General features: G+C 70.1%; 24 protein-coding genes. All 24 read right to left on the reverse strand.

Annotated elements, in window-relative coordinates; all coding sequences use genetic code 11:
- Nucleotides 1–5 precede the first annotated feature (5 nt).
- The 24 genes from Q0994_RS02305 to Q0994_RS02420 all read right to left on the reverse strand — a co-directional run bounded on the left by Q0994_RS02305 (nt 6) and on the right by Q0994_RS02420 (nt 24173).
- Nucleotides 6–776, reverse strand: a complete 771-nt coding sequence (locus Q0994_RS02305; RefSeq protein ID WP_299528214.1) for a phytanoyl-CoA dioxygenase family protein — start codon at nt 774–776, stop codon at nt 6–8.
- Nucleotides 777–854: 78 nt separating this feature from the next.
- On the reverse strand, nt 855–1634 hold the full coding sequence (locus Q0994_RS02310; RefSeq protein ID WP_299528216.1) for a class I SAM-dependent methyltransferase: 780 nt from the start codon (nt 1632–1634) through the stop codon (nt 855–857).
- Nucleotides 1631–2305: an HAD family hydrolase gene (locus tag Q0994_RS02315; protein WP_299528218.1), complete on the reverse strand. Its 675-nt coding sequence runs from the start codon at nt 2303–2305 to the stop codon at nt 1631–1633. The genes Q0994_RS02310 and Q0994_RS02315 overlap by 4 nt, the downstream gene beginning before the upstream one ends.
- 20 nt (nt 2306–2325) lie before the next feature.
- Nucleotides 2326–2751 carry a hypothetical protein gene (locus tag Q0994_RS02320; protein ID WP_299528220.1) on the reverse strand — a complete coding sequence of 142 codons (426 nt, stop codon included), beginning with the start codon at nt 2749–2751 and terminating at the stop codon, nt 2326–2328.
- Nucleotides 2752–2774: 23 nt separating this feature from the next.
- Nucleotides 2775–3824 carry an enolase C-terminal domain-like protein gene (locus Q0994_RS02325; protein WP_299528222.1) on the reverse strand — a complete coding sequence of 350 codons (1050 nt, stop codon included), beginning with the start codon at nt 3822–3824 and terminating at the stop codon, nt 2775–2777.
- The gene (locus tag Q0994_RS02330) at nt 3811–4929 is read right to left on the reverse strand and encodes a hypothetical protein (protein ID WP_299528224.1); all 1119 of its coding nucleotides are present in this window, start codon (nt 4927–4929) and stop codon (nt 3811–3813) included. Before Q0994_RS02330 ends, Q0994_RS02325 begins: the two co-directional genes overlap by 14 nt.
- Nucleotides 4930–5033: 104 nt before the next feature.
- On the reverse strand, nt 5034–6209 hold the full coding sequence (locus Q0994_RS02335; protein WP_299528225.1) for a bifunctional class I SAM-dependent methyltransferase/NUDIX hydrolase: 1176 nt from the start codon (nt 6207–6209) through the stop codon (nt 5034–5036).
- An 83-nt stretch (nt 6210–6292) separates the two neighbouring features.
- Nucleotides 6293–7291, reverse strand: a complete 999-nt coding sequence (locus tag Q0994_RS02340; RefSeq protein WP_299528226.1) for a hypothetical protein — start codon at nt 7289–7291, stop codon at nt 6293–6295.
- Nucleotides 7292–7361: 70 nt separating this feature from the next.
- On the reverse strand, nt 7362–8483 hold the full coding sequence (locus Q0994_RS02345; protein WP_299528227.1) for a GntR family transcriptional regulator: 1122 nt from the start codon (nt 8481–8483) through the stop codon (nt 7362–7364).
- The gene (locus Q0994_RS02350; RefSeq protein ID WP_299528228.1) at nt 8480–9619 is read right to left on the reverse strand and encodes a hypothetical protein; all 1140 of its coding nucleotides are present in this window, start codon (nt 9617–9619) and stop codon (nt 8480–8482) included. Before Q0994_RS02350 ends, Q0994_RS02345 begins: the two co-directional genes overlap by 4 nt.
- 4 nt (nt 9620–9623) lie before the next feature.
- Nucleotides 9624–11669 carry a methyltransferase, FxLD system gene (gene fxlM / locus Q0994_RS02355; protein ID WP_299528229.1) on the reverse strand — a complete coding sequence of 682 codons (2046 nt, stop codon included), beginning with the start codon at nt 11667–11669 and terminating at the stop codon, nt 9624–9626.
- Nucleotides 11670–11705: 36 nt separating this feature from the next.
- Nucleotides 11706–12776: a lanthionine synthetase C family protein gene (locus Q0994_RS02360; RefSeq protein ID WP_299528230.1), complete on the reverse strand. Its 1071-nt coding sequence runs from the start codon at nt 12774–12776 to the stop codon at nt 11706–11708.
- Complete coding sequence (locus tag Q0994_RS02365) at nt 12773–14812, reverse strand: lantibiotic dehydratase family protein (RefSeq protein WP_299528231.1); 2040 nt, start codon at nt 14810–14812, stop codon at nt 12773–12775. Before Q0994_RS02365 ends, Q0994_RS02360 begins: the two co-directional genes overlap by 4 nt.
- A gap of 88 nt (nt 14813–14900) precedes the next feature.
- On the reverse strand, nt 14901–15086 hold the full coding sequence (locus tag Q0994_RS02370; protein ID WP_299528232.1) for an FxLD family lanthipeptide: 186 nt from the start codon (nt 15084–15086) through the stop codon (nt 14901–14903).
- A gap of 124 nt (nt 15087–15210) precedes the next feature.
- On the reverse strand, nt 15211–15678 hold the full coding sequence (locus Q0994_RS02375) for a DUF6082 family protein (protein ID WP_299528233.1): 468 nt from the start codon (nt 15676–15678) through the stop codon (nt 15211–15213).
- 73 nt (nt 15679–15751) lie between these two features.
- Nucleotides 15752–16327 (reverse strand): DUF6624 domain-containing protein, encoded by a 576-nt coding sequence (locus Q0994_RS02380; RefSeq protein ID WP_299529239.1) that lies wholly within the window; start codon nt 16325–16327, stop codon nt 15752–15754.
- Complete coding sequence (locus tag Q0994_RS02385) at nt 16324–16887, reverse strand: hypothetical protein (RefSeq protein ID WP_299528234.1); 564 nt, start codon at nt 16885–16887, stop codon at nt 16324–16326. The genes Q0994_RS02380 and Q0994_RS02385 overlap by 4 nt, the downstream gene beginning before the upstream one ends.
- A 185-nt stretch (nt 16888–17072) precedes the next feature.
- Nucleotides 17073–18326: an acyl-CoA dehydrogenase family protein gene (locus Q0994_RS02390; protein ID WP_299528235.1), complete on the reverse strand. Its 1254-nt coding sequence runs from the start codon at nt 18324–18326 to the stop codon at nt 17073–17075.
- Between the two features lie 87 nt (nt 18327–18413).
- A complete protein-coding gene (locus Q0994_RS02395) occupies nt 18414–19055 on the reverse strand; it encodes a GAF domain-containing protein (protein ID WP_299528236.1) in 642 nt (213 codons plus the stop codon).
- Nucleotides 19055–19684: an ATP/GTP-binding protein gene (locus tag Q0994_RS02400; RefSeq protein ID WP_299528237.1), complete on the reverse strand. Its 630-nt coding sequence runs from the start codon at nt 19682–19684 to the stop codon at nt 19055–19057. Before Q0994_RS02400 ends, Q0994_RS02395 begins: the two co-directional genes overlap by 1 nt.
- Nucleotides 19685–19727: 43 nt before the next feature.
- Nucleotides 19728–20132, reverse strand: coding sequence for a DUF742 domain-containing protein (locus tag Q0994_RS02405; protein ID WP_299528238.1), 405 nt, complete (start codon nt 20130–20132; stop codon nt 19728–19730).
- Nucleotides 20129–20644, reverse strand: coding sequence for a roadblock/LC7 domain-containing protein (locus Q0994_RS02410; protein ID WP_299528239.1), 516 nt, complete (start codon nt 20642–20644; stop codon nt 20129–20131). The genes Q0994_RS02405 and Q0994_RS02410 overlap by 4 nt, the downstream gene beginning before the upstream one ends.
- 76 nt (nt 20645–20720) lie before the next feature.
- On the reverse strand, nt 20721–22241 hold the full coding sequence (locus Q0994_RS02415; protein ID WP_299528240.1) for an ATP-binding protein: 1521 nt from the start codon (nt 22239–22241) through the stop codon (nt 20721–20723).
- A gap of 30 nt (nt 22242–22271) precedes the next feature.
- Nucleotides 22272–24173: a glycoside hydrolase family 15 protein gene (locus Q0994_RS02420; protein ID WP_299529241.1), complete on the reverse strand. Its 1902-nt coding sequence runs from the start codon at nt 24171–24173 to the stop codon at nt 22272–22274.
- Nucleotides 24174–24190 lie beyond the last annotated feature (17 nt).

The raw sequence follows: 24190 nt of genomic DNA on the forward strand, positions 1-24190 counted from the left end.
CCCTCTCACACGGTTCCGGGGCGGGTGAGTGCGGCGAGTGCCGGGTACTCCAGCCACGGGTCCGACAGAGCGCGAAGGGCGAGGTCGGGGTGCTGGGCGTGGCTGACGCGGAAGTACGCCATCACCCTGGGTGTGCTGCTCGCGTTGATGCCGACCCGGTGGGGGACGAGGTGGTGCATCACGATCACGTCGCCGGGCACGGCAGTGAGAGCGGTGCCGTCCTGGTTGTTGATGTCGTCGGGGGTCTGGGCGGGCTGACCCAGGACCCAGTCCGTGGCGAAGTAGTCGGCCATCCGGTGATGCCCGCCGGGCACGTAGTGCAGAGCGCCGGCGTCCGCGGTGGCGCCGCCGTCCAGGACGACGCCGACGATGAACGTGAACGTGCGCAGATCGCGGGGCTCCAGGTGCGGGCAGGAGACGCCGTCGACATGCATCCGCTTCACCGGCTGCTCTGCGGAGTGCGGCATCCGGATCTGGATCTGTGCCCGGGTGACCGGGGCGGTCCTCGCGGGCCGGAGCAGGTCTCCGGCCAGCTCGGCCAGGCCGCTTTGCTGGTAGAGGGCGAGGAGGGCGGGGTGTTCTTCCAGTTCGGGGGCGAAGCTGCGGTCGGTGTAGGCGGTGAGCCGCGCGGGGTCGTACGCCTCGGCTAACCAGTCGCTGACGAGGTCACGGGCCCGGGACAGGACTTCGCCGTGGACCAGGCCACGGCGTATGAGGACGCCGTCGTCGAGGAACCGGCGCCGCTCGTCGTCGCTCCACGTCTGAGGTCGGGGCATGGTGGTTCTCCTTCCGGAGGGACGGGACATAGAGCCGGAGCGGGGAGTGGGCCGCCCCGGCGTAGAGGGAAGAGCGGGTTAGCCGCGCCGACCGAGGACGACCTGGAAGGAGGCGTGCTCGATCAGCCCGCCTGCGGCGGTGTGTTCGTCGAGCAGAGCTCGGGCACGGCGCTCGAAGTTCTCGACTCGCTCGCCGAACAGTGGCCGGGCGGCGAAGGAAGTCGAGTACAGGTAGCCGATCACGCCGTCGGTGGTCCACTCTCGCTCGACCGCGATGGTGTGCTCCTCGACCTGGCCGAAGGCGGACTCGGCGAGGATCTCGCTGTATGGCCGGTCGTGCGCCTCGTACTTCTTGCCCACTCCGGCTCGACGCTTCTCGCCCAGGTACTCCTGGATCAGGGCCCGCAGGGCGTCGGTCCACCCGGTGCGTGCGGTCCACAGGCTGCCGTCGCCCATGACCGCGACGGTCGCGTCCGGCGCGGTCATGCCCTCCAGACGCGACAACACCACCTCCTGGTCCATCCAATGGAACGCGCGACAGACCGTGACGAGATCGGCCCGGGTGGAGGTGCGCGGAGTGAACTGCTCGGCCGAGGCGTTGTGCAGGCGGACGGTGACCGGCAGCCCAGCGAGCGCCTTGTCTGCCTCGGCGAGCATGCCCGCGTCCTGCTCGACGACGTCGATCTCCGTCACCGTCCCGGCCAGGGCGAGGGGGACCTGTCCGGTGCCGGACCCGAGGTCGAGCAGGACCCGGTGCTCCTTGCCGGCCACCCGCCGCGCGAGCAGCTCGACGGCATCCTTCGGGATGCCGGGCCGGTAAGCGGCGTAGAACGGGGCGGTGGTGTCGAACTGGCTCACGGGGTGGTGCTCCTGATCGTGTGGGGTGACGGAAGGACGGTTTGCTCGATGTGCCCGACCGCGCGAGCGAGGTCCGGTACGACCGTGACCCGCCCGGGGTGCTCGGCCAGCAGCCGGAGGGCTTCGGCCGACGGCGGGCGCGGGGTGATCCACAGAGCTTGGGCTCCGGCGGCGAGGGCGCCGCGCACGTCGTAGTCGAGGCTGTCGCCTACGTGCAGGACCTCTGAGGGATCACGCTCGTGCAGCAAGGCAACAGTCTGCACAGCGCGTGGGTCGGGCTTGGCGAACCCGAGCTGCCAGGAGGGGTGGTGGGCCCGCAGGTGAGGGGCGAGAAGGGCGGCGACGTCGGTCTCCCGCTCGTCCCAGTGGCTCACATTCGACAGGGTGACCACCGGCACGACCCGGGCGATTCGTGCCACCGCCACCACCGCGCCGGGCCACAGAGCGAAGCGAGGCGGGCGGTGGTCGTGGGGGAAGGCAGACGGCCCGAGACCCAGAGCGGCGCACACCGTCTGCGGCCCCGCCGCATCACGGCGCGGGTCCAGGGCGTGCAGGATCCGCTGAGCGACCTGCTTCGCCTCACGGGCCGGGAGCGGGGACAGCTCCACCAAACGCTGCGTCAGCGTCGTCCCCGACGGCTCGCCCAGGGTGTATCCGACATCGAGGCTCACCAGCCGCACCCCACCCGCGTTCACGACAGACCCGCCAGAGCCGCGATGATCAGGCCGATCCGCTCGGTGCGCACAGGTCCGGAACCAGCTTCGCTAAGGAAGGTCAGCAAGTGCCGGGCTTCGGCCGGCGACCAGCTGCTGGTGTCGACACCGGCCTCGGCAGCAGCCTGAGCGAGGTCCTCGGGGATCGTCGGCGGGCGGGCGCCGTGCGGAATCAGCAAGGTACCGCCCCACTCCTCCCCGTCCTGCGACTGGGGCAGGACGGAGACGAGGGGTGCCAGAACGGTGACGTCGTCGAACGTGAGGATCCGGACAGGGAGGTCAGGAAGGCGCACCGGCTGGTCGAGGCGAAGAGTTGTCGACAGGAAAGTGTCGTGTCCGCTCAGCCGCTCGTCCACGACGAGCAGGACGGCTCCTTCGCGCCGCTCCAGTCGTCCGCGAACCATTAACTTACCTGTGTGTCGAGGCATTACCAGCGCACCTCCATCCCGAGACCGGGCCGGTCGGGTAGGGCCACATGCCCGCCCTCCGGCCGGAGCGTGCCGCGCAGCGTGCGCTGCCGGCGTGGCTCCCACACCACCTGGTACTCCACCGCGCCCGCCGCGTGAGGGAAGGCCGCAGCCAGGTGCACGGCGGGAAGGAACGCCCGCCCGTGCAGATGGACGGGCACCCCGGCATCGTGAGCGACACCCAGCCAGTCCCGCGCTTCGGTGATGCCGCCGCACCACACCGCGTCGAACGTGAACGCCTCGAGTCGGCATCGCCTCAGCAGGACTGCGACCTCCTCCAGGCAGGACAGCCGCTCGCCCACCGCGACCGGCAGACCTTTCGTCTGCCTGCGCAGAAGCGTGTAAGCGGCCAGATCGGTCCGCGGGAGCGGGTCCTCTACCCAGCGCACGGCCTCCAGGGTGAGCCGCCGTGCAACTTCCCCGGACCGTGTGTGGCCCCACGTGCCCAGTGCGTCCACCGCCACGCTCTGCCCCGCCCACTCCGCAGCCCGTTCGGCCAGAACCGCCAGTTCGCCGGCTTCTGCCTCGCGCAGCGCCCATTTGGTGAAGGCGAACCCCTGGCTAGCCGTGGCCTTGACCGACTCGACGGCCGAAGCCGCGTTCAGGTCCAGGGAGAGCCAGGAGGCGTACACCGGCACCTGTCCTGCGGGACGGTCGCTGAGCAGGGCCGCGACCGGGAGGCCGGCGAGGTGCCCGTGCAGGTCCCACACCGCGCAATCCAGCGCCCCGACCGCCCAGCGTCCGAGCCCCGCCGCATGCGGACCGAGTTCGCCCAGGAGTTTGCGCAGCAGACCGTCGTGGTCGACCACCGGGTGGTGCAGAGCGCTCTGCCCGAGCCGGGTGGCTACCAAGGCGGCGGGCAGCTCGTCGACCGGAGCGAACACTCCGGCCACCCCGCCGGACTCGACCACCACCGCGAACTGGCTGTCACCGGCCTCCCATGGGCCCGCCCCGTTCTCGTCGAGGCGCTCGACTCTCACCCGGTCGATGACCGGGTCAGCGAAGCCCATCGACGAGGTCCTCTCCCGCGTAGGTGAAGTACCACAGCGGCCGGTAGCACTCCCAGCCCACCGGCCGCAGCCCGGTCGGTGCCATGGCCCGCTCGATCACCGTGCGCGCCTGCAGGTAGTACTCCAGGCTCTCCGCTGCCGGCGTCCGCATCCCCTGCATGATCAGGTTGTGTGCCTGGAAGACCTGGATATTCGGGAACGCGGTGACCTCGTCGACCAGCTCGTTCACACCGCGGGCGAGGTCGTCCATCGGGTCCAGACCCACGATGTACGTGTACGAGGTGTCCAGCCCCGCCTTACGCGCCCGTGCCAGCAGGTCCGGCATCTGCTCCGGCTGCAGGTCGGCCTTGGTGGCCTTCATGAGGGCCTCGCGCCGAGTGAAGTGCTCGGCCGTCAGCCGGAGCACGAATGGCGACACCTGCGACGCGATGGTCTCGAACGCCTCGTCGGTGCGCAGCACGGAGGTGAGGAAGCCGATCCGGGCCGTGACGCCGGCCCGCTCCAAGGCGGGACGCAGGGCGGTCAGGTGCGCGACGGCGGCGCCCTCGCGCTCGAAGCAACCGGTGGAGACGGTGACTTCTTCCAACTCGGCCAGTCTGCGCCGGGGGTGCTGCTCCTCAAGGGCCAGTAGCAGGGCATCGAGCCCTTGGTCCTCCTGCATTCTCGGATCGGCGGCGGCTTCCAGAGTGTTCGGGCACCAGCCGCACCCGACGCAGCGGCTTCGGGCGTTGGGGTTGAGCGTTGCGGCCCGGCCGTCGTTGCGGAAGTACCCGCCGACGGCCTCGTCGGCATCGATGCGCTCGACGTGCGCGACTAACGAGCCGTTCAGCGACAGCTCGTCGCCGCGGAGCCGGAACGGGCTGGCCGGTTGGTTCAGCGGGACGATGATCTGCCAGGCATTGTCGGGGCGTCGTACGAGCCGGAGGTTGACCCGGGCCCGGTGCCGGTCGTGGTCGGAGGTGATCCCGTACAGGTTGACGGCGATCAATAGCACGTCCTCGACGGGGACTCCGTGGCGCAGGGCAGCCTGCTCCAGATCGTGCAGTCGGTCGGCGCCGACGGCGCCGTCCGAGGATATGGACCGGCGGATGGAGAGGTGCGGCATGGGAAACTCCAGCTTGAAGTCGAGCGGTATGTGTTGCTACCGGGGTGCGGCACCGATGTCGTGTCGCAGGAGGGCACAGGGGGCGACTGACGTGTCAGCGGCGCCTATGTGGCAGGGGTAAAGGCGGTGAAGTGCGCTGGCGGGTGGTCAATGGGCAGGTTGGGACGCCAGGCCGTGAGGATCTGGGCGCTGCACACGAACAGTCCGTCGGGGAGCTGATCGACCGGGTACCACTCCCAGCCGCCGACGCTCTCGTTCGGCTGTGTGGCCGGCTGCCCCTGCCAGGCGTGGACGAGCGCGCCGACGGTGACTCGCAGGACACCTTCGACGTGGTCGACGAGCGTGCCCAGCAGTTCCACGTCGCCGGTTCGAGCGATCAGGCCGGTTTCTTCCGCGAGTTCTCGGACAACCGCGTCCTCGAAGGATTCACCAACGGCCTCGACGCTTCCGCCGGGCAGTTCGATGGTGCCCCGGCGGTGTTGGCCCAGCAGAATGCCCTGCTCGCTGAGCAGGATGGCTCCGACGCCGACTGCCGCGTGGGCGGCCGGGGCTTGGGTGCTGCGGGGTCGGCTGGAGACGCGCGCCGGCCGGTCGGGAAGGCGTCGGGCGCGGATGAACTGCTGGATGACTGAGGCGCTCTCGTCGGGATGCGGGAACAGGTCGATGGCCTCGACGCGGAAGCCGTACTCGGTAAGCAGGTCCTCCCACAGTTGCGGTGCCAGGACCCACATCTGCGTCAGCAGCGGCGGGTCGTCGCGCAGCAGGATCACCTGGTCGCGCGGCGCCACCTCGGTGGACGGACCGCAGCCGTGCAGGTCGGTGTGCAGGAGCGAAAGGATTAGTGGGGCGCCAGGAAGCAGGCCGTCGCGCAGTGCCGGCAGCGAGCGGTGCGGGTCGATGAAGGCCAGGGTTCCGATCGCGTACGCCGCGTCGAACGGCTCGGCTCCGGCCAGGTACTCGGTCACGTCTGCTTGGACGAACTCTGCCCCGTCCACGCCCCCGTGGGCGCCGACGGCGCGTTCGTGCTGCGTCGCGGACAACTCGATCCCAGTGACACGCGCTCCGTGTGCCTGGGCGAGGTAAACGGCGTGGTGGCCAGCCCCGGAGCCGATGTCCAGGACACGGCGGCCGGTGACGTCACCGAGAACCTCGGCTCCCGGTCCAACACCTTCCCAGGACGTCCAGCTGAGCCGGTCGGGTACGGGAGGAGTGTAGGCGCGGGCGAGTTGGCGCTGGCCATAGATCTGCCAAGCCCGGGTATTGGTGTCCTCGGCGTGCACGGTTGCCTCCTGGGTGGCGAGTGACGAGTGGCGAATGGCAGGCATCAGAGGGCTTGATCAGGTAGGTGGGCTCCTCGCGCTGGTCACTCGACGGCGTTGAGGCGAGGCGACGGCCTGCCCCACCCCGGTGCACGCTCCGAGGCGGGGCAGACGGGTCGAGCTGGCGACGTGTTGAGGTCGCCGAGCAAGGGTGCGAGCAGGCGGTAGTCCCATGGCGCCAGGTAGGGCGGGAGTAGCCAGTGGGGGGTATCGCCGGAGGGGGAGGAAGACCGCGGCAGTGGAGGTTTGTAGTCGGGGCGCGCGAGGCTGCCGCACTGCGGGCGGCCGTCACCGACTGTCGAGGGGGCGAGAAAGAGACGGACGCACCTTGCGTACGGGTCGATGATCGCGGGACCTACGTCTGTGGGGGCGATGCGGGCGAAGAGGTCACGGGCGTCGTGCAGGCGCAGGGTCAGGACCCGCGCCTCCGGCGGGACCGCGGTGTGGTCTGGGCTGAGGGTGGCCAGCTCGCGGGGGAGGAGATCGAACAGGGCGGGTCGTGGTGTGCGGGTGGCAGCAGGCATGCGCGTGAGGGCCGAGGTACTGCGGACCGGGACCTGTTTCCGGCGGGTGATCGGCAGGTGGACGACGAGTTCGTCGTCGGCAAGGATGCCCAGTTCGTACCCAATACGGACGCAGGCCGGCAGCTCAACCCCAGTTAGCCGCTTGATGGCAGCCAGCACCGGCCTGATCGTCCCGGCAGTCAGTCCGAGCCGGGTGGCGATGACGGCGGGCAGGTAGTACTGCGTCTCGTCGATGGGAAGCAGCCGCCACACATCGCGCTGCAGCGGGGTCAGGACGTCCGGGTCCACGCGCTGGGCGCCACTGGGCGAGATCAGCCCGACCTGCAGGACTCTGTGCACCAAGGCCCTGTTGGTGCCCACGCCTGCGGCGTTGCGGGCCTCCAGCACGATCCGCCGCAGCTTGGTCTGGGGCATCCGAAGGTTGGCGGCTATCTCCTTGTCCACGAGGCCGTCAGCCAGCAGTGTGACGGCCCGCAACTGAACCGGGCTCAGGTGCAACTTGTCCGCGGTGACGATCATTGGATACTCGCTCGCTCACTGGTTAATTACTGCGCTTGTGGGGTGGATGGGTGGACCGGGTCGACCCGCCTCACTGCGGGGATGTCCTCGTCGTGGCGCTAGGCTGCGCGCGGCTTTCGAAGGGCTTGGGCAGCGCCAGTCGCGGCCCCGGGATGCGCATGCGGGGCGGCGGGGCGGGTGGCTCGCGTTCGGTCCGGCCGGTGGCGACGTGGCCGGCGTCCACGGTCTGCAGAAGTCCGTCGCTGACCAGCGTCCGCAGAACTCGGCGGAGTTGGCTCTGCGGCGCGCTGAATCCGTAGGCGAGGTGCCGCACGGAGAGGCGGGTGCCCTCTACATAACGGCCTGCGCGGAACCGGTCTCGCAGTTCGCGGTCGATGTAGAGGAAGAGAGGGCATCCGGCCGGGAGCTCCCACCCCGTGCCCGCGACGTTGAGACGCCACCCGAGCGGAGGCTGGTACTCGACCAGGTTCTCCTCCCGCAGATGCACGAGGACATTCCGCAGATCCATGTACACCGGGATGCCGGGCACCAAGCCCGCGACCGAGTTGGCTTGATAGAGGTCCCCCCGCCGCCATTTGTGCAGATGTATATACGTGCGCAACCGGTGGGCGGCGTCCTGCTCACCGCCCGTCAGGAGCGGCAAAGGCGCCTGCGGCGTGCCGGGCGACGGGATGGCGACCGCCGTTGGCCGCCCCCCGGCTCCCATGACCAGCAGGCCGCTCTCGGCGAGGGCCCGCACGGCCATGTAGACCGGTGTCTGCGACATGGAGAACTCGGCGCAGAGGTCGGCCTGTCTAGGGAAAAGGGAACCAGGCGGGTACTCCCCTGCCTCCAGGCGGCGGCGCAGAATGCCCTCAATCCTCCGGGCCTTCACCGCCACGCTGTCCAGTACACCTGGGGGCGAGCCGGCCGTGGAGCGTCTGACGGGTGATGTGTCCGCTGACGACGGCGGGGAGGGTGCCTTCGTCATGCCGATGGGCAGCCATCCGCGGCTGCTCCGCTCGACAAGGCCGTCCGCGGCCAGTGCGTCAAGGACCCGCCGCATGGTGCGCCTGTCCGTCGAGTAGCGCTCTGCGAGGAGACGCAGGACCAGGGCGGTACCTGTGGGCCAGTCACCGGTGCTGATCTGGTCCCGGAGGAGAAGGCTGAGGATGGCCTCCAACTCCACCGGGTGCGTGGACTTTTTCGTCATCGGGCGGACTCCGGTGTTGCACAGGCGCCAGCATCGTGTGCAGCCTGCAGCAGGTTCTCCAACTCTGTCTCGGCGTGGTGGACCGTGCTCGTCAGTGCCTCGTGGTGGCAGGCGGAGAGAACTCCGGATTCCAGTCCCGCCGTCGTGATCACTGCGTGAAGTTCGTCTGTCGCGCGGTCGTCCAGGGCGGACGCGGCGAGTGGGTGGTGCAGCGCTTCCCGTGCGGCGTAGGCGTCGAGTCGGGCGACGCCGACGAGGCAGTCGAGGATGCGTGCGGTATGGCGTCCGGTGTGGTCGAGTTCCAGGGCTGACAGGCCCACCCGGGTCTGGAAGGCGGCGGTCGGCGGATCGGGGAGGTCAAGGAGCTGGAGTGCCTCTTCCAGGGTGCGGTCGAGGTCGGGTGCAGGCACGGGGACGTCTGCGGGCTGACAATGGGCGTGCAGGAGGAGGGCGACGGCTTCCTCCCACGGCTCGGTGGGCTGGGTGGTGTCGATCAGGGCGCGGGCCTGCTCGTCCAGGCCCTGCTCCATCAAGGCCATGATCTTGATCTGGCGGCCGTCGAGGAGCCGGTTGCCGATGCCGCGGTGCTGGGCCATGGCGTCCGCGGCTTCGGTCCACCGTCCGATGCGGGCGAGGGCGCGGGCACCGTCCACGAGCAGGGTGATGTACAGCTCCTGGCACACCGCGCGGTGGTCCTCGTCCGTGTCGGTCAGAGCCGAGAGGTCGACGCTGCGGCCGTCGACCTCGGTCTTCTTCCGGTGCCGCGCGGCATCATTGAGACGGACCAGCAGGTCGTGAGCGGCTTCCCCTTGACCGGCGCGGATCCGCAGCCGGGCGAGGTTGACGAGTGGCATCAGCGACATGACCGCGATCCGTCCGCTGAGGCGTCCGGCGTCGGCGAAGACCTGGTGCTGGCGCCAGCACAGGTCGGTGGCCAGGTCGGGCAGGCCGACGTCGGAGGTGATGAGCGCGGCGTAGTTGAGGACCCCGCAGGTGCGGGCCACCAGGTCGTGGTGGCTCGCACCTGCGGGTGCGACGGTCAGCCCGGTGAGGTGGTTGAGGCGCTCGTCCAAGGGGAGCGCGGGCGCCTTGGTCCGGAGGACCAGGGGGATGCGGCTGGCTATCGCGGGGATCATCGGCTCAGCCCTTGCGCGCCCAGTCGACGACCAGTCGGCTGTAGGGCTTGTCGACGACGAAGCGCGGGTCGCCCGCCGTCAGCAGGTCGCGGGAGTCGGCGGTGGCCATCCGGAAGCCCGGTGCGGGGGCGTCGTTGCCCCCTGTCGCGTCCCAGGCGCGGATCTCGTCCACGACGTGCTCGGCGAGGCCGGCACCCGCCTCACCGTGGCCGATCACGCCGACCTCCCAGTAGCGGCCCTTCTCGTCCTCGTCCTCCCGGATGGTCAGGTACGCGAGCGATCCGCCGTCGAGGGCGGCCATGGAGCCCCACCCGAAGTGCGGGGTGAACCCGGGGCGCTGGCCGGGCAGGCGGGACAGGCCGTTGGGCAGCACGCAGGCCAGGTACAGGTACAGCCACTCCCAGGCGGAGCCCTGGCGGAACTTCACCCCGGTGTAGAGCTTGGTCTGCTGCTGGTCGAGGACGGTGCGCAGGGCGTCGCGGTCGACGTCCTGCTCGCTGAACGTCTCCAGGCGCACGTTGCCGTCGCCGGCCATCGGCACCAGCGTGTACACGTCGTCGCAAACGCCCTTGCGCAGCGGGATGAAGGTGGCCATCTCGCAGGAGACGGTCTTCCACGTGTCGCCGTCGCGTTCGAAGGCGAAGGAGCGGGAGATGCTGCCGCGGATGCGCATCGGCAGGACCAGCCGTCCGCCGGGCGCGAGCTGGTCGAGGATCTTCACGGGCACGTCTCCGGCGCCGACGGTGAAGACGATCCGGTCGTAGGGGGCGTGCTCGGGCAGGCCGGCCGCGCCGTCGGCCATGACCGCGGTGGCGTTGTCGACGCCGGCCTCGGCGAGGTGCCGGCTCGCGCCGGCGACGAGGTCCGGGTCGACGTCGAGGGTCCACACCTGCCCGCTGGGGTAGACGATCTTGCCGAGGAGGGCGGCGTTGTAGCCGGTGGCGGCTCCGGCTTCCAGGACTTTGTGGCCGGGCTGGGCGTCGAGTTGTTCGAGCTGGGTGGCGACGATGGACGGCGCGGAGATGCAGGAGATCATCTCCCCGTGCTCGTCGTGCTTGATCGGGACCGCGTCCTCCTTGTACGCGCTCTCCAGGTCGATGCCGGGCAGGAACATGCTCCGGTCGGTGGTGCGGAAGGCGTCGATGGCGGCCTTGCTGCGCAGGTGGCCGCTGTCGACGAGCCTCTTGGCGAGGGCTTCGCGCAGCTGGCTGGGGTCGGTTACGGGTGTCACGGTGGTCTCCATTCGAGGGAGGCGAGGGTCCGCGGATACGGACCTGTGGGTAGGCACGTCGGCTCCTTCTCCGGTGGAGAAGGCGACGTGACGGCCGAGCCACGCGGTGGCGGCCTGCGCATCGGCAGGTACGCCCGCGCGGTTGAACGCGAAGATCGCGTGATGGGCGAGGACGCCCCGGACTCCGCGTATCAGGCGTCCGTCGGCGGCGAGCCGGCGCAGGTGATGGCCGGCATCCTCGAACGCGGCGACGCGCTCGGCCCAGCCAGCTTCCGCGTCGGGGCGCAGAGCCGCGTCCGCGTTCATCAGCCGCCGCATCGCGGAGACGGTCTTCTCCAGGGCAGGACCCTGGGGCGGGGTGACGGGGGGTCGCAGGGCGGCCCACTGGGCGTAGACATCTCCGGCTTCGAACGGGTCCAGCCCGGCCGCGCGGATCATGGCGGACAGCAGCATCACGCTGCGCTCGCGGGTGCCGGGGGTGCCGGTCTCGGCGAGCGCGGCCGGGCTGTCTGCGCAGAACAACTCGTGCGCGACCGCCATACCCTCAGAGCCGCCGAAGGCATGAGTCTCCGGCTCATAAATCCCACCCGTCCAGCCGGTGATCAGGCTGTCAGCGATGAGCTGGTCGAGGAGAGCGGTGGCGGGCTGCTCGGTGCGCAGGCGCACGCCAGCGTCCTTGCGCAAGAAGTGAAAGCGGTGTTCGGCCAGCGCGGTCGCCAGGGCCCGAGCGGCGTCCACATGCGGATCGGCGAAAGCCACGGATGCGTGCCACCAGGACGTGGCCGGAGGGATCGGCAGGTTCTCGTCGTCGAAGGTCATAACTAGGAAACTCCTTGCACGGCGGCAGGTTCGGGGTCAGGTGAGCAGGAGGGCGCGGCTCCAGCCGGTGGTATCGGCGGGCTGCAGAGCGAGTTGGGCTCCAGCGCGGCCTTCCATGAAGCCGAGCTTGGGCAGGTGCTGCCAGCCCACGGCCAGCCGTCGGTGCAGGTCCTGGATGATCGGGGTGAAGCGGTCGGGCGCGGGGCTGTCGGCGGCGACCGCGCGGGTGAGCATCACTAGTCCGGCCCAGCCGTGGCAGAGCGTGGAGTCGGTGATGCGGGCGAGCCGCAGCGGGTCGGTCAGGATGGCCGCGACGGTGTCCTCGGCCGCCCGGCGACGGGCAGGGTCACCCAGGGCGAGCCCGGCAAGTTGCTGGGCGCGGGCGATGCCGGGCTGGCCATAGCACCAGGACTGGCGGGCCGGCTCAGGCGCGGCCGGCTGGGCGGCGTCCAGGTATTCTGCGGTGGACCAGTAGTGGACGCCGTGCCGGTCGAGCCAGCTCGCGAACGCGCTGACGGCTTGCTCTTGGCCGGGGACGCTGACGCCTTCGCACAGGGCGAGGGAGAGCACGGCAAGGGGCCCGGCGATGCCGTGGGCCAAGCCGTTGTTGCCGTGACCGCCAGCCATCTCCTTCCCGTCCGGGCCTACCGTCGACCACCACCCGGGCAGCATCCGGCCGTCACTGCGGGCGGGGTCGGCGAGCGCGACGAGGCAGGCGAGCACGTCGGGCAGCCGGTGAGCGGGCGGTTTTCGGGACAGCAGGAGGGCGGCAAGTCCGGTCAGGCCGCGGATGAGGTCCCATTCGGCGAGGTGGGGCAGCACGCCAGCCGCCTGACGGCGGCGGGCGGCGGCGAGCCGGGCGTCCACAACGCGGTCGACGGCCGCGCGGACATCGTCGCCGGCCCCGTTGGCGCGAGCCAGGACGAACTCCAGGGCGGGGGCGCCGTGGAAAAGGCTGGCGTTGTTTCCGGTGCTGACCCCGCGGGCGGTGGCCTGGGTGAGGTGGCGGCGGGCGGTGGACAGGTCATGGCGTTCGATATCGAGCAGAGCCATCCCGAGGGCGCCCTCGGACAGGTCCTGCGTACGGGGCACGGTCGTCGCGGTCATGAGCGCCTGGCCAGGGGAACGACGATGCTGTGGGCCCGGCCGCCGATCCACCCGTCCGCGTCCGGCGGAGGCGCCTCATGCAGGGTGGCGATGCCGAAGGGGCTGGCGTCCAGGTGCGCGCGCAGGAGGTCCAAGTCGAGGGGGCGGGTGAGGTCGAGGGGCAGATGCTGATCGTCCTCCGTGAGCAGCACCCGCTCCGGCACCCGAAACCGATTACGCCAGGAATGGAGTTGGTCCGCCCACTGCTGGAGCGGGGCGGTGCGGGCGGGCAACGTACGGCTGCTGATCTTCCACCGGGCATCGGTGAGGATGGTGCGCCGGTAGGTGAGGGCGGGAGTGAAGGGCAGGGCCCAGGCCGCTCCCCAGTCGAACCAGGTCACCTGCGGGGAGGTCGCCCGGCTGATCTCACCGAGGAAGCGGACCATCGGCGGCGTGTAGTTGTGCCACAGGAAATTGATGGCAGTGGGGGCCAGCAGCTCCAGCGGCTTGCCCGTCGCCGACTCCACCAGCTGGGGCCGGCCACCGGTGACGGTGACCGAGAGGTCCCGGGGAAAGAGGACGTGCGGGGCGGGGCGGCGGAATTCGCCGACGCTCACGATCCGCGGCAGGGCTTGCGGCGCGCGGGTGAGCAGGTCGGCCGGCATCCGACCGGCGTGGAAGGAGAGCTGCAGGAGTTCCGCCTGCGGATCAACGGTCGGCAGGTTCGCGTACGTTGCCTCGGCGCCGGGGAAAAGGTGCCAGAACCGGCCGGTCATCGATCCGGCCGAGCGTGAGACGGTCAGGACACGCAACCGGAAGTCGCCCCGGTCCAAGGCCGTGACGGAGGAGGAGTGGAGCTGTGCAGCCAGTTCGAGGTGGGGCGCGCGGCCGTGAGGCTTGTCGCCGGCCGCTGCTTCCAGTTCCGCGATCATCGCCCCGGTCACCGCGATGGTGCGGCTACCTTCGGCGGCGGCGGTGCCGGCCAGCTCCAGCAGCAGGCGGTCGCGCCGGGACATCGGCCGAGGTGGTTCGCTCGCCTTGACGAACCCTGCCGGTAAGCCCACGCCCCGGTCGGGGTCTGTGGCCACGTCCACCGGTACCGCGGTGTTTTCGCCGTAGCGCTCGGTGAACTGCTCGATCCACCGGCGCCACGTCGGTGTTCCGTTCGGATGGGTCACCAGGCGGGCCAGTACGGTCGCAGCGGTCTCCGCTTCGATCAGTACCTGCTCGGGCAGCTGCACGTCGGCATCCAGCCGCAGGTCGCACGCCGTCCGCAGGCCGGCTGCTTGAGCGCGCGCCTCAGGCGGTAGGACGTCGGTGGGGTCGGCGACGGTGGCGGGTGCGCGCAGCGAAGAGCGCAGCAGCCGCACGCGAAGCAGTTCACCGAGCAGCCGGTCACGCGCGGTGTCGCTCACAGCGGGGAACTCCGCAGCCAGCTTGTCGGACAACTGGCGGTACCCGATGGGCGATCGGGCGAGGTCGAGCACGAGACGCAGTGCCGGGCTCAGAGCGAGGCGGAACTCGGCGTCTCCCTCGGAGGGCACGTGAATGTGCCGGTCGCGCTGATAGATCAGGGTGTTGACGCAGACCTCGATGTCGGCCATGCGTGCGGCGTCAGTCTCCCAGGCGCTGAGGACTGCATCGAGCCCGGCAGGCCCGGGGCGGGGCACGGCCTGGTGCTCGTTACCGATGCGGACAGACGTGGTCTGGGCGAAGGCGAGCGGGGCGACGCCGGCGAACAGGCCGTAAGGGGTGGAGCGGTGGGCGTAGCGGATCGCGTAGCGGGCTGTGGACAGTGCCACCCGGCGCATCCGGCGTGCCTTTGGTGTGCGGCCGTCGATGATGGCCTGCACCTGCTCGGCCAGGTGAGGGCTCGCCTGCGACACGGTCAGGCGGAAGTCGGTGTCGGACCACACCGTGCTCAGCCACGCGCGCCACTCCTCCGCGAGTGCCATGGCTGTCGGCCAGGGCGGCATGGCGGGCTGGGTCGTGTGGACCGCGGCGCGCAGCATGGTCTGCCCCGTGGCCTCGTACAGGCTGGGCCGATGCCGTGTCATCAGGGCTCTCCTCATCTTCTTGCGTGGCGGGCGGGGCGGGCCGGGCGGGGAGAACCCCGTCCGGCCCGCGTTGCCGGGGTGATCCGGCTTACGAGGTGGTGCAGGCGCTGGGGCAGGAGCTGCCGCAGGTGTCGCCGGTGCTGCACATCAGGACCGTCTCGGTCGCCGGCGTGCCCTCGATGAAGGTGATGTCGAGCCCGAACGGGTCGTCGTCGGCCTTCACGAGGTCCGCCTGCGCGGGGGCGGTCGGCCTTTCGGTCTGGATGGCGGTCATGCATGCCTCCTGGGAGTGGTGGTACGGGATGCCGGGGCCCGGTCGGGCCTCGGGGCCTGATGCCAGACGAACAGGCCGGTGAAGTCACCTGGACCATGGCGTCTGAGAGTCGGGTGGGGTGCCGTCAGACTGCCGCGGGTCGCGCCAGCGGGGCGTTCGCGGCGGCGCGGTCTAGTACCCGGGTGAAGTGCTCGGCCCGCTCGTCGCCCTCGGCCTCCTGCGCGCGGAGGTCGCCAAAGCGCTTGCAGTACCGGCGGCTGACGTCGCTTTTCATGATCCACGCGGCGTGGAAGGGCAGGTGCCACTTCGGGACGAAGCCGAGGCGGTGGCGCAGGCTGAGCATGCAGAGGAGCCGGTTGGCCGACATGAGCCGCATGTACTCCTCGGTCTCCATGTTCTCGGGCTTCCAGAGCTCGGCGAGGTCGGGATTGGTGGACACCTGCCCCAGCCAGTCGATCTGGTTGCCCGCGAGGAGCGCCTCGTTGCGTTCGGCCTGGTGCCGCGCGTCCTGCCAGAGCGGGGCAGCTCCGACCACGGCGGTCACGAGGGTGACTGCGGTGCCAGCAACGAGGACGGCGGTGGTGAACTTCATACGGCAACGGTCCTTTTCGTATGAGGGGATCGGTGGGTGCGTCGGATCGGTGAAGTGGGCGGGGCTGGCTGGGTCATGCGACCGCCGCGAGTACGACGGTCGAGGAGTCGTCGACCGGGTGATCCCGGGCGCACCGGAGACGCACCTTCTCCAGGCCCGTGGCGATCGGTGACAGCCCGATGGATGCCCTTCGCTGGTCCAAGGCATCGAGCGCGCGCACCGGACACAGAACAACCCCTGTTGCAGTGACCGCCTGTTGGGTCCCGAACTCCTGGGGGCGACCGCTGTTGACCAGGGTGCGGTCGTAGAGGTGAGCCCAGTGCTGGATGCGCGCGTCGCCGCCCTGGACTGCGCGTTCCAGCAAGATGGTGGCTGCCCGTTGAAAATCGGCGTCGTCGTCGGCGTGAAGAGCCAGGCTCCAGGCGGCACGTGCCGCTTCGGGGCCGACGAGGCGGTGACCGGGCCAGTCGTGTTCGGCCAGGACGCGGCGCAGCACCTTGGCGTCGGCGTGGTCGGCGTGGCGGTCCTGGCCGAGCTGGACGGCGTCGAGCTGGTTGCGCAGGCGCTTGGCTCTGCGCGCTGCCGCCTTCGTGGCTCGGTCGATGAGTTCGCGGGCGAGGTCCGGCCGCAGCGGTTCGGCGGCCGTCACGTGGTGGTCCGGCTGTCTGCGGAGGACTGCGGTTCCTGGACCCGGCAAGATATGAGCGCACTCAGTCCAGAACGTCGCTCGGCGATGAGTTCGAGGTGAGCGGCGCGCTCCTCGTGCTGCCCCGTGCCAGATCCGCGCACGTCCCAGCCCATGTCGGTGAGTCGGCGAAGAAAGGGGGCGATCGGATCAACGTCGAGGGGCTGGCGGGCCAGGGCCTCGGCGCGAACGAGCGGCAGGTCGAGTCGTGCGGCGAAGTCGGAGGCCCACAGGGTGATTAGCAGAATGGTGTCGTCGGAGCGGTCGGGCAGGGTGTGGAGGCAACTCAGGAAGAGACTCGGGCCCGGACCCCATCCGAGGTCAGGCGCTCGCTGCGGAATCATGCAGGCCAGCAGCACACCGTCCTCGAACAGTCCAGCAGGCTTCGACTGAGGATCGCGGAACAGGGGTAGGACATCGGTACGGGCGGGCACCGGCAGGCTGCGCATGGTGAGCCAGCTCTGGCGGTCCTGGACGAGCGCCGCGGCCTCGTCCCGCTCGGCGTCCGTGCACAGAGTCCGCATCTCGTACACGGCTGATAACCGTGGGGTGCGCTGGTGGAGTGATGTGGGCGCGGTCACGGGTGTCTCTTTCTCGTCTGGAAAGGCGTTCAGGGGACTGGGTGCCGCCGGTCCCCGCGGGGGACGGGGGCCGGCGGCACGGGCCCGTGCACGGCGGTCGGGATTCACGGGGTGCCGCGCACGGGGGTTCATGCGGCGGTGGGGTCGGGCTGCGCCCAGGCGGTCTCGGTTGCGAGACGCTCGGACCACTGGATGTCGTCCTCGTCGAAAGCGGCGTCGGCCAGACGTATTCGCTGGACTTCGCCCGTTCCCGCCGGCGGGTGGGTGTGCTGGATATCGCGCCACAGGCGCTGGAGGACGTACTCGCGGTCGAGGGCGTGGGCGCCGTGCAGCTCCATGGCGTCCTGGGCGGACGTCATGGCCCACTGGTGGCCCAGGTACTTTGCGTTGATCAGATCGGCATCACAGGACAGGCCCTGGTCGAGGAGATGCACGGACTGGTAGGCCAGGATGCGTGCCGCGCGCAGGCGGGCCTCCACGTCGCCGACGCGGTCCCGCAGGACCGGCAGATCAGACAGGGCGCCCTGGTAGCGGGGCCGGGCCTTGAGGTAGGAAGTCGTGGTGGCTGCGACAGCCTCGTGGATGCCCAGGCTGACAGCGGCCAGGTTGGGGCGCCCATACAGAATGCTGCTGCTCTGGGCAACGCTCAGCCCCTGGCCGATCTGTCCGATCACGTTGTCGACGGGGACGCGGACGTGATCGAGGTCGAGGCGGCCGGCGGAGAAGCCGTGCAGGCCGAGGCCGGGACGGTGGGCAGGGACGGAGAGCCCATGGCGGTCGGATTCGACCATGAACGCGGTCAGCGCCTGCGAGGTGCGCACGCCCGCCTCGGCGGTCCGGGCGAGCACGAGGTGGGCTCCCGCGAGGTGGCTGTTGCCGATGTGGATCTTGCTGCCGGTGATCAGCCAGTGGTTGCCGGCCTGCTCGGCGGTCGTCTCGATGCCGCCGATGTGTCCGCCGGCGGCCGGTTCGGTCACCGCGATCGACAGGAGCAGCGAACCGTCAGCCACCTGGGGCAGCCACCGGGCTTTCTGCTCAGGGGTGGCGAAGTGCAGCAGGGCGCCGACGGGGATCAGGGTGGCCTGCAGGATGGCTGCGGCAGCTGCCGAGACCCGCGCGATGCGGTGGATCAGAACCGTCTTGGCCACATGGCCGGCACCCAGCCCGCCGAAGACGGGCGGGATGGTGACGGCGAACCAGCCCCGCGCAGCCATCAGATCGGCGACCTTGCGCTCCACCCGGCCCGGAGCGGCCTCCATCCGCACGGCGCGCGGCGCGACGTGCTCGGCCGCGAAGGCGTCCGCCTCGCTCCACAGCAGGTCGTGGCGGGCGGTGAGATAAGGACGCAGCGCCGGAGGCGGCGTGGCGGATGTGGCGGGCATGGTCGTCTCCCTCTCCCTGGATGAAGTTCGCGCGGTGAAGCGGCCGGGTATCGCCTGCGGCTCCCGGGTGGAGGCGGTGGAACGGGTCTAGCGGACGGGCGCTCGGGCGATGCGGCTCATCACCTGCGTGCCAGCGTCGATGACGATGTCTCTGAGCCGTCGGGCCTCGCTCAAGGGCCTTTTCTCGGGGTCGATGACGCAGACCGTGCCCAGCACGGTGCCGCTCTCGTGGATGAGCGGGGCGCCGAAGTAGGAACGGATGCCGACCGCGTCGACCACGTGGTTGCTGCTGAAACGGGGGCTGGCGTGCACGTCGTGCAGCGGGAGGGCCTTCTTGCGTGCCACGACCTCCGGGCACCAGCCGTGGTCGTGGCTCATGGTGCGGCCGACGATGACGTACCCGCTGTCCGCGGGCGGCTGGTGCAGTCCCACGAAGGTCTGCTCCTCCAGGAACAGATTGACGAACCCGTACAGGAACCCGGCTTGCTCAGCCATGTCGCGGGCCAGCTCGTCGAAGTCCGAGCTGGCAGCGGTCGACACGCCCAGGCGCTCCAGCAGCTCGTACCGCTGCGCCAGTTCGGTCGCCTGCTGGGCCTGCGGGCCGGTAACGGCAGCACCGGCTGGGATGGGCAGCCCGTGGGCGCTGTCGCGCATGCCGCGTTGCGGCAGGGACAGCGCGGACGGGGCGGTTTGGGGCCCGAGGTGGGGATCGTTGGGCTGATATGACATCAGGCGTCCTGGAAGGTGGCGGCGGATGTGGGGTGAGCGGGGCGAGCCGGTGTGTTCTGCACTGCGTGGCCGACGAGGGTCAGCAGGACTCCGGCGACATGGCTCGGATTGCGGGCGTCCCACGCGGTTGCCCTCGCGCCCTCCGCCGAGTGGGGCGAAACGCCGGTGACCACCGGTACGGAGGCGGGCAGGTCGAGGGCGGCGCGGACCTGTTCGGGGTGGTAGCGGTGGGCTCCGTCGAAGTGGTTCACGGCGACGACGAAAGGCAGGCCGATGTCCTCGAAGAAGCTGACGGGCGTGAAGCTGTTCTCCAGTCGGCGAGTGTCGACCAGGACGACCGCTCCGACGGCCCCGCGGGAGAGTTCGTACCAGAGGTCGACGAACCGGTCCTGGCCAGGCGTGCCGAACAGGAACAGCTCCAGAGGTACGGGCGCGTCGGGGAGGCTGAGGCGGCCGAAGTCGAAGGCGACCGTGGTGGTCTGCTTTGCCTCGACGCCTTTCAGGCTGTCGACGTCCGTGCTCGCCTCGGTCAGGTACTCCTCGGTGCTCAGCGGGGTGATCTCGCTGACCGCGCCCACTGCGGTGGTCTTGCCGGCGCCGAAGCCCCCGGCGATCACGATCTTAAGCACGGTCGGTGCGCCGGCATGCGAAGTCCGCGAGCCCACGGGCGGGTCATCCGGCCTGGCGGTAGGCGTTGGCATCGGGGAACTTCCTTTTCAGGGCCACTGAGAGGGCCGCCAACAGGTGGGTGGTGGGACGTTCATCTGCGTCGGAGCCGTAGGCATCGGTGACGGAGATGACCAAGGCGTGGGAGTCCAGGAGGTCCGAGACGAGGATCTTGACGGCGGTGACGGGGCGGCCGAGGCGTCCCGCCAGCTCTGTCACCGAGCGTCGGTGATCCCGGCACAGGGCGAGGATCTCTTCGCATTCCTCGGCTTGGCCCGGGCCGGGCCGTCCGGAGCCGGCGTCCAGCACGGTGTCCAGGCCCAACAGGTGCCGCGGCCTGGTGCGCCCGCGCGTCAGCGTGTAGGTCCGCACGAACGTAGAGTCCTCGGCCGCATCGCCGTGGGTGCTCACCGGGGCTCGTCACTCGTGCCGACGCGGACAGGGATCTGCATGTACGGGGCGAACCGCTTCACCAGGCGCCCCATTTCGAACCCGACGGGGCCTGCGTCGGCGTCCGGCGCGGCGATGACGGCGAGGATCGTGTCCACCTCACCGCGTTCGTTGCCGGGGTGGCCGTCGAAGGCCGAGCTGCGGCCGGCGCTCTGGACGAAGAACAGGCAGTCGTCGCGCTCGATGATGATCTGCTTGGCCGGCCGCTTCTGGTGTGTGGGGCCGGTGGCGTTCGACGCGAGGGAGGCCATGCCAGCGAGGGCGGCGGACAGTTCGTCTGCCCAGTCCTTGTCGACGTCGCTGTCCAGGAGCCGCAGCGCGTCCCGCGACAGCAGAACGGCGTGCAGGACGCCCGGGACGTCGGCGGCGAACTGCCGCAGCAGCCAGGCCATGTCATCTCGCTGATGACTCGCCGTCGCCCCGGACGCGGGCGCGATGTCGGTCGTCGGGTTCATTTCAGGGTGGGTGTTCATGAGGATCGCTCCAGAAGGGGGGAAGGGCCGGCGGATATGTCCGTGCCGCCGGGAACGGGGAGAGAACGGGCGATGGTCAGGGCCTGGGCTGCTCTGCCGGAGTGAGAGGAGCGCCGGCGGCCCCGCCGACCTGGATGCCCGTGCGGAAGGCAGCTGCGAGCCCGGGCGTCGGTGCGGTCGCAGGGGCCTGCTCCCGCTCACGAGGTGGGGGGAAGGAACCGGCCTGCCGTGTACGCCGGGGAAGGTCGGGCGCTGGAGCAACGTGCCTCGCCCTGTCGGCTCCCGGCTGGCCTACGGCGGTCGGATGTTGGACCTGCCCTGTCGAAGGGGCAGCCATCGCTGCGGCAGTCCGCCGTGGCGGGAGCGTGGAGGGGCGTGTTTCCGGGCGTCGAGAGTTCGCGTCACCGACGTGGGGAATCGCCACGAGGAGCCGGGCCGGAATGACGACCAGAGCGGTGGTGCCTCCCGTCACGTTCTCCTGCAGGAGAACGGACAGCCCGTGTGACTGGGCGATCTTCGCGGCGACCAGCAGGCCAAGCTGGCCGTCTCGCACCTGACCGCTGACATCGACCTCATCGGGGGCCTTGAGTAGATGGTTCATCTGGGCGCGGGTCTGCGGGTGCATGGGGATGGCCCGGTCCTCGACTTCGACTGCCAGCCCGTTCGGCACTCGTTGCGCTCGCACCATTACCTTCGTTGCCGGGTCGGAGCACTCGCAGGCGTTCTCGATCAGCTCGGCCAGCAGGTGCGTCAGGTCCGGGCCTACATGTCCGGGAAGCCCCAGCTCGCCCCCCACGGACCCCGCCGCGACCACCACGCGCGGATACTGCACCACCTCGGAGATCGCACCGCGCAGCGTGGTCGTGACGGGCACCGGCCGGCGCACACTGCGCAGGGACTGCCCGCCCAGCACCGCCGTGCTCTCCACCTGACGCCGCATCCGCGTCACGAGGTGATCGATCTCGAAGATCTTCGCAAGCAGTTCCGGGTCGTCGGTCAACATCTCCAGCTGAGTCAGTGCTTCGAGTGCTTTCCCGACCAGGGCGTGCTCCCGCGTGGCCAGGCGGCGCAGTACGTCCAGAAGGACGACGGACTGGGATTCGTCGTGCACGCGTATCAGCGAGGCGACGGCCTGCACCTGGAGTGCACCGAGCGCCTTGTCGATTTCTGCGGTCGCACTGGCCGGCTGCGGCATCTGAGTGTCCGGAAGGGGCGGTCGTGTTCCTCGGCACAGTTCGTCCGCCGACCACGCCACCGACTTCTCGATGGCCGCCGCCGCTCCCGCGACGGCGGCCAGTACCGCAGCTCGCCGTTGCTCTGCGGCTGTCTGTACGGCGTCGGCGGCCGTACGCACTCCGCGGGTCGCTACCTGCGTGACCGCGGCCACTCCGCAGACCAGGCCGACCAGGAGCCAGCCGAGAGGCACCGCAGCCGTCGACCAGACGGCGAAGGCGACGCCCACCAGGCCCGAAAGAAGCAACAGGGGCAGCACCACGGCACGACGGACGCAGTGCACCGTGAAGGCATCGGTCCGTCGCGATCGCCGTCGGCGATGGCCGGTCGCGGCCGGCCGTGTCGGGAACGGGCTGTCAGACATAAGGATCCTCGTCAGTGGAAAAGGGGACGGCTAGGCGTGCTGTGACGTCGGGGCCTTGCGGTTCTGTAGCAACCCGAGTGAGGGGAAACGGCGCGCCGGAACCGCCACCGCGCCCCGGTGAGGAGAGGATTGTGCCGCCAGCTGATGCAGCAGCAGAGCGCTCTGGACCAGGCCCATGTGGCTGAATGCCTGCGGGAAGTTCCCGAGTTGGCGCTGCTGGACGGGGTCGTACTCCTCGGCGAGGAGGCCGAGATCGTTGCGCAACGCGAGAAGACGTTCGAACAAGGCATGGGCCTCATCCAGGCGGCCGGTCAGGGCCAGAGCATCCACAAGCCAGAAAGAGCAGAGGACGAAAGCACCCTCATCACCCGTCAGGCCGTCCACCCCGGTGTGCTTGCCTATCGTCGGGTACCGGCGCACGAGCCCGTCCGGCGTGGACAGCTCCCGGCGTACGGCGTCCACGGTGCCGACGACGCGCGGGTCGTCGGGCGGAAGGAATCCGACGCGGGCGATCAACAGCGTGGAGGCGTCAAGTTCCTGAGAGCCATAGGACTGGGTGAAAGTGTTGCGCACCGGGTCGAACCCCTCGGTGCAGACTTCGCGGTGGATCGTCTCGCGCAGCTCGACCAGGGGGACGGGATCCAGCGTTAGGGCGCCGGCCTCGGCCAGGCGGATGGTGCGGTCGATGGCCACCCAGGCCATCACCTTGGAGTGGACGAAATGCCGGCGTGCCCCGCGGATCTCCCAGATCCCCTCATCGGGTTCCTGCCAGCGCTGGACCAGGTGCTCGATGAGCCGCTGGTGCAGGACCGCCGTGTCGGCGCAGTGCGCGACACCGCTCTGGTGCGCGAGGTACAGGGTCTCGACCACCTCGCCATACACGTCGAGTTGCAGCTGGTCCGCCGCCCCGTTCCCCACCCGCACCGGTGCTGATCCCTCATACCCCGGAAGCCAGGGCAGCTCCCGCTCCCGCAGATCACGCTCCCCGGTGATCCCGTACATGATCTGCAGGTTCTCCGGGTCGCCGGCCACCGCCCGCAGCAGCCAACGCCGCCACGCCTGGGCCTCCTGCCGCTTCCCGGTTCCCAGCAGCGCGGCCAGGGTCGTGGAGGCGTCGCGCAGCCAGGTAAAGCGGTAGTCCCACTGTCGTTCGCCACCGATCTCCTCGGGCAGCGACGTGGTCGGCGCCGCAACGATCCCGCCGCTCGGCGCGTAGGTCATGGCCTTCAGTGCAATCGAGGAGCGGATCACGGCCTCGCGGTAGGGACCGTCGTAGGTGCACTCCTGTGCCCAGTCCTGCCAGAAGGCGAGCGTCTCGGCGAGCGCGGACTCCGGGTCGGGAAGGTCCGGTGCCGCTGCGTGGGAGGGGCACCAGCTGAGCACGAATGCCACGCTCTGCCCGGCGGCGATGGCGAAGGTACTGACGATGACGCCGTTCTTCTCCACATGCTGAACGCCCGTGTCGAACCACAGAGCGTCCGCGCCAGCCTCGGCGACCATACGGCCCCCGACCTCGTGGATCCACGGGCTGACCCTGCCGTAACCCGGCCGCGGACGCATAGCCGAGACCATCTCCACCTCGCCGGCCACACCCTCCACGATCCGGATCACTTGCGGTGCCCCGGAGCGCGGCGGCATGAAGTCGAGCACCCGGACCGATCCGGACGGGGTGCGCCACAGAGATTCGAGGACGAGCGAGTCACCGAGGTACCGGCGCTCAGAGACCGCCCCGGCCTCGGATCGACTTGCAGGCGGGGCTGGGGCGATCTGCCAAGCGCCGTGCTCCTGCGTGCCGAGCAGGCCGGCGAAGATGGCAGGCGAGTCGAAGCGGGGCAGGCACAGCCAGTCGATCGACCCGTCGTCGCAGACGTGGGCACTGGTCTGCATATCGCCGATCAGACCGTACTGCTCGATACGCGGAAGACGCTTCATCGTGTGGATCTCCGTAG

The sequence above is a fragment of the uncultured Streptomyces sp. genome, assembly GCF_947488945.1.
In the GTDB taxonomy this organism is placed as follows: Bacteria; Actinomycetota; Actinomycetes; order Streptomycetales; family Streptomycetaceae; genus Streptomyces.

What these genes read in the sequence shown, in the direction of transcription:
- Q0994_RS02305 (WP_299528214.1), bottom strand. Translation starts at nt 776, where the DNA reads ATGCCCCGACCTCAGACGTGGAGCGACGACGAGCGGCGCCGGTTCCTC.
- Q0994_RS02320 (WP_299528220.1), bottom strand. Translation starts at nt 2,751, where the DNA reads ATGGTTCGCGGACGACTGGAGCGGCGCGAAGGAGCCGTCCTGCTCGTC.
- Q0994_RS02325 (WP_299528222.1), bottom strand. Translation starts at nt 3,824, where the DNA reads ATGGGCTTCGCTGACCCGGTCATCGACCGGGTGAGAGTCGAGCGCCTC.
- Q0994_RS02330 (WP_299528224.1), bottom strand. Translation starts at nt 4,929, where the DNA reads ATGCCGCACCTCTCCATCCGCCGGTCCATATCCTCGGACGGCGCCGTC.
- Q0994_RS02340 (WP_299528226.1), bottom strand. Translation starts at nt 7,291, where the DNA reads ATGATCGTCACCGCGGACAAGTTGCACCTGAGCCCGGTTCAGTTGCGG.
- Q0994_RS02345 (WP_299528227.1), bottom strand. Translation starts at nt 8,483, where the DNA reads ATGACGAAAAAGTCCACGCACCCGGTGGAGTTGGAGGCCATCCTCAGC.
- Q0994_RS02350 (WP_299528228.1), bottom strand. Translation starts at nt 9,619, where the DNA reads ATGATCCCCGCGATAGCCAGCCGCATCCCCCTGGTCCTCCGGACCAAG.
- fxlM (WP_299528229.1), bottom strand. Translation starts at nt 11,669, where the DNA reads ATGACCTTCGACGACGAGAACCTGCCGATCCCTCCGGCCACGTCCTGG.
- Q0994_RS02360 (WP_299528230.1), bottom strand. Translation starts at nt 12,776, where the DNA reads ATGACCGCGACGACCGTGCCCCGTACGCAGGACCTGTCCGAGGGCGCC.
- Q0994_RS02365 (WP_299528231.1), bottom strand. Translation starts at nt 14,812, where the DNA reads ATGACACGGCATCGGCCCAGCCTGTACGAGGCCACGGGGCAGACCATG.
- Q0994_RS02370 (WP_299528232.1), bottom strand. Translation starts at nt 15,086, where the DNA reads ATGACCGCCATCCAGACCGAAAGGCCGACCGCCCCCGCGCAGGCGGAC.
- Q0994_RS02375 (WP_299528233.1), bottom strand. Translation starts at nt 15,678, where the DNA reads ATGAAGTTCACCACCGCCGTCCTCGTTGCTGGCACCGCAGTCACCCTC.
- Q0994_RS02385 (WP_299528234.1), bottom strand. Translation starts at nt 16,887, where the DNA reads ATGCGGACTCTGTGCACGGACGCCGAGCGGGACGAGGCCGCGGCGCTC.
- Q0994_RS02390 (WP_299528235.1), bottom strand. Translation starts at nt 18,326, where the DNA reads ATGCCCGCCACATCCGCCACGCCGCCTCCGGCGCTGCGTCCTTATCTC.
- Q0994_RS02395 (WP_299528236.1), bottom strand. Translation starts at nt 19,055, where the DNA reads ATGTCATATCAGCCCAACGATCCCCACCTCGGGCCCCAAACCGCCCCG.
- Q0994_RS02410 (WP_299528239.1), bottom strand. Translation starts at nt 20,644, where the DNA reads ATGAACACCCACCCTGAAATGAACCCGACGACCGACATCGCGCCCGCG.
- Q0994_RS02415 (WP_299528240.1), bottom strand. Translation starts at nt 22,241, where the DNA reads ATGTCTGACAGCCCGTTCCCGACACGGCCGGCCGCGACCGGCCATCGC.
- Q0994_RS02420 (WP_299529241.1), bottom strand. Translation starts at nt 24,173, where the DNA reads ATGAAGCGTCTTCCGCGTATCGAGCAGTACGGTCTGATCGGCGATATG.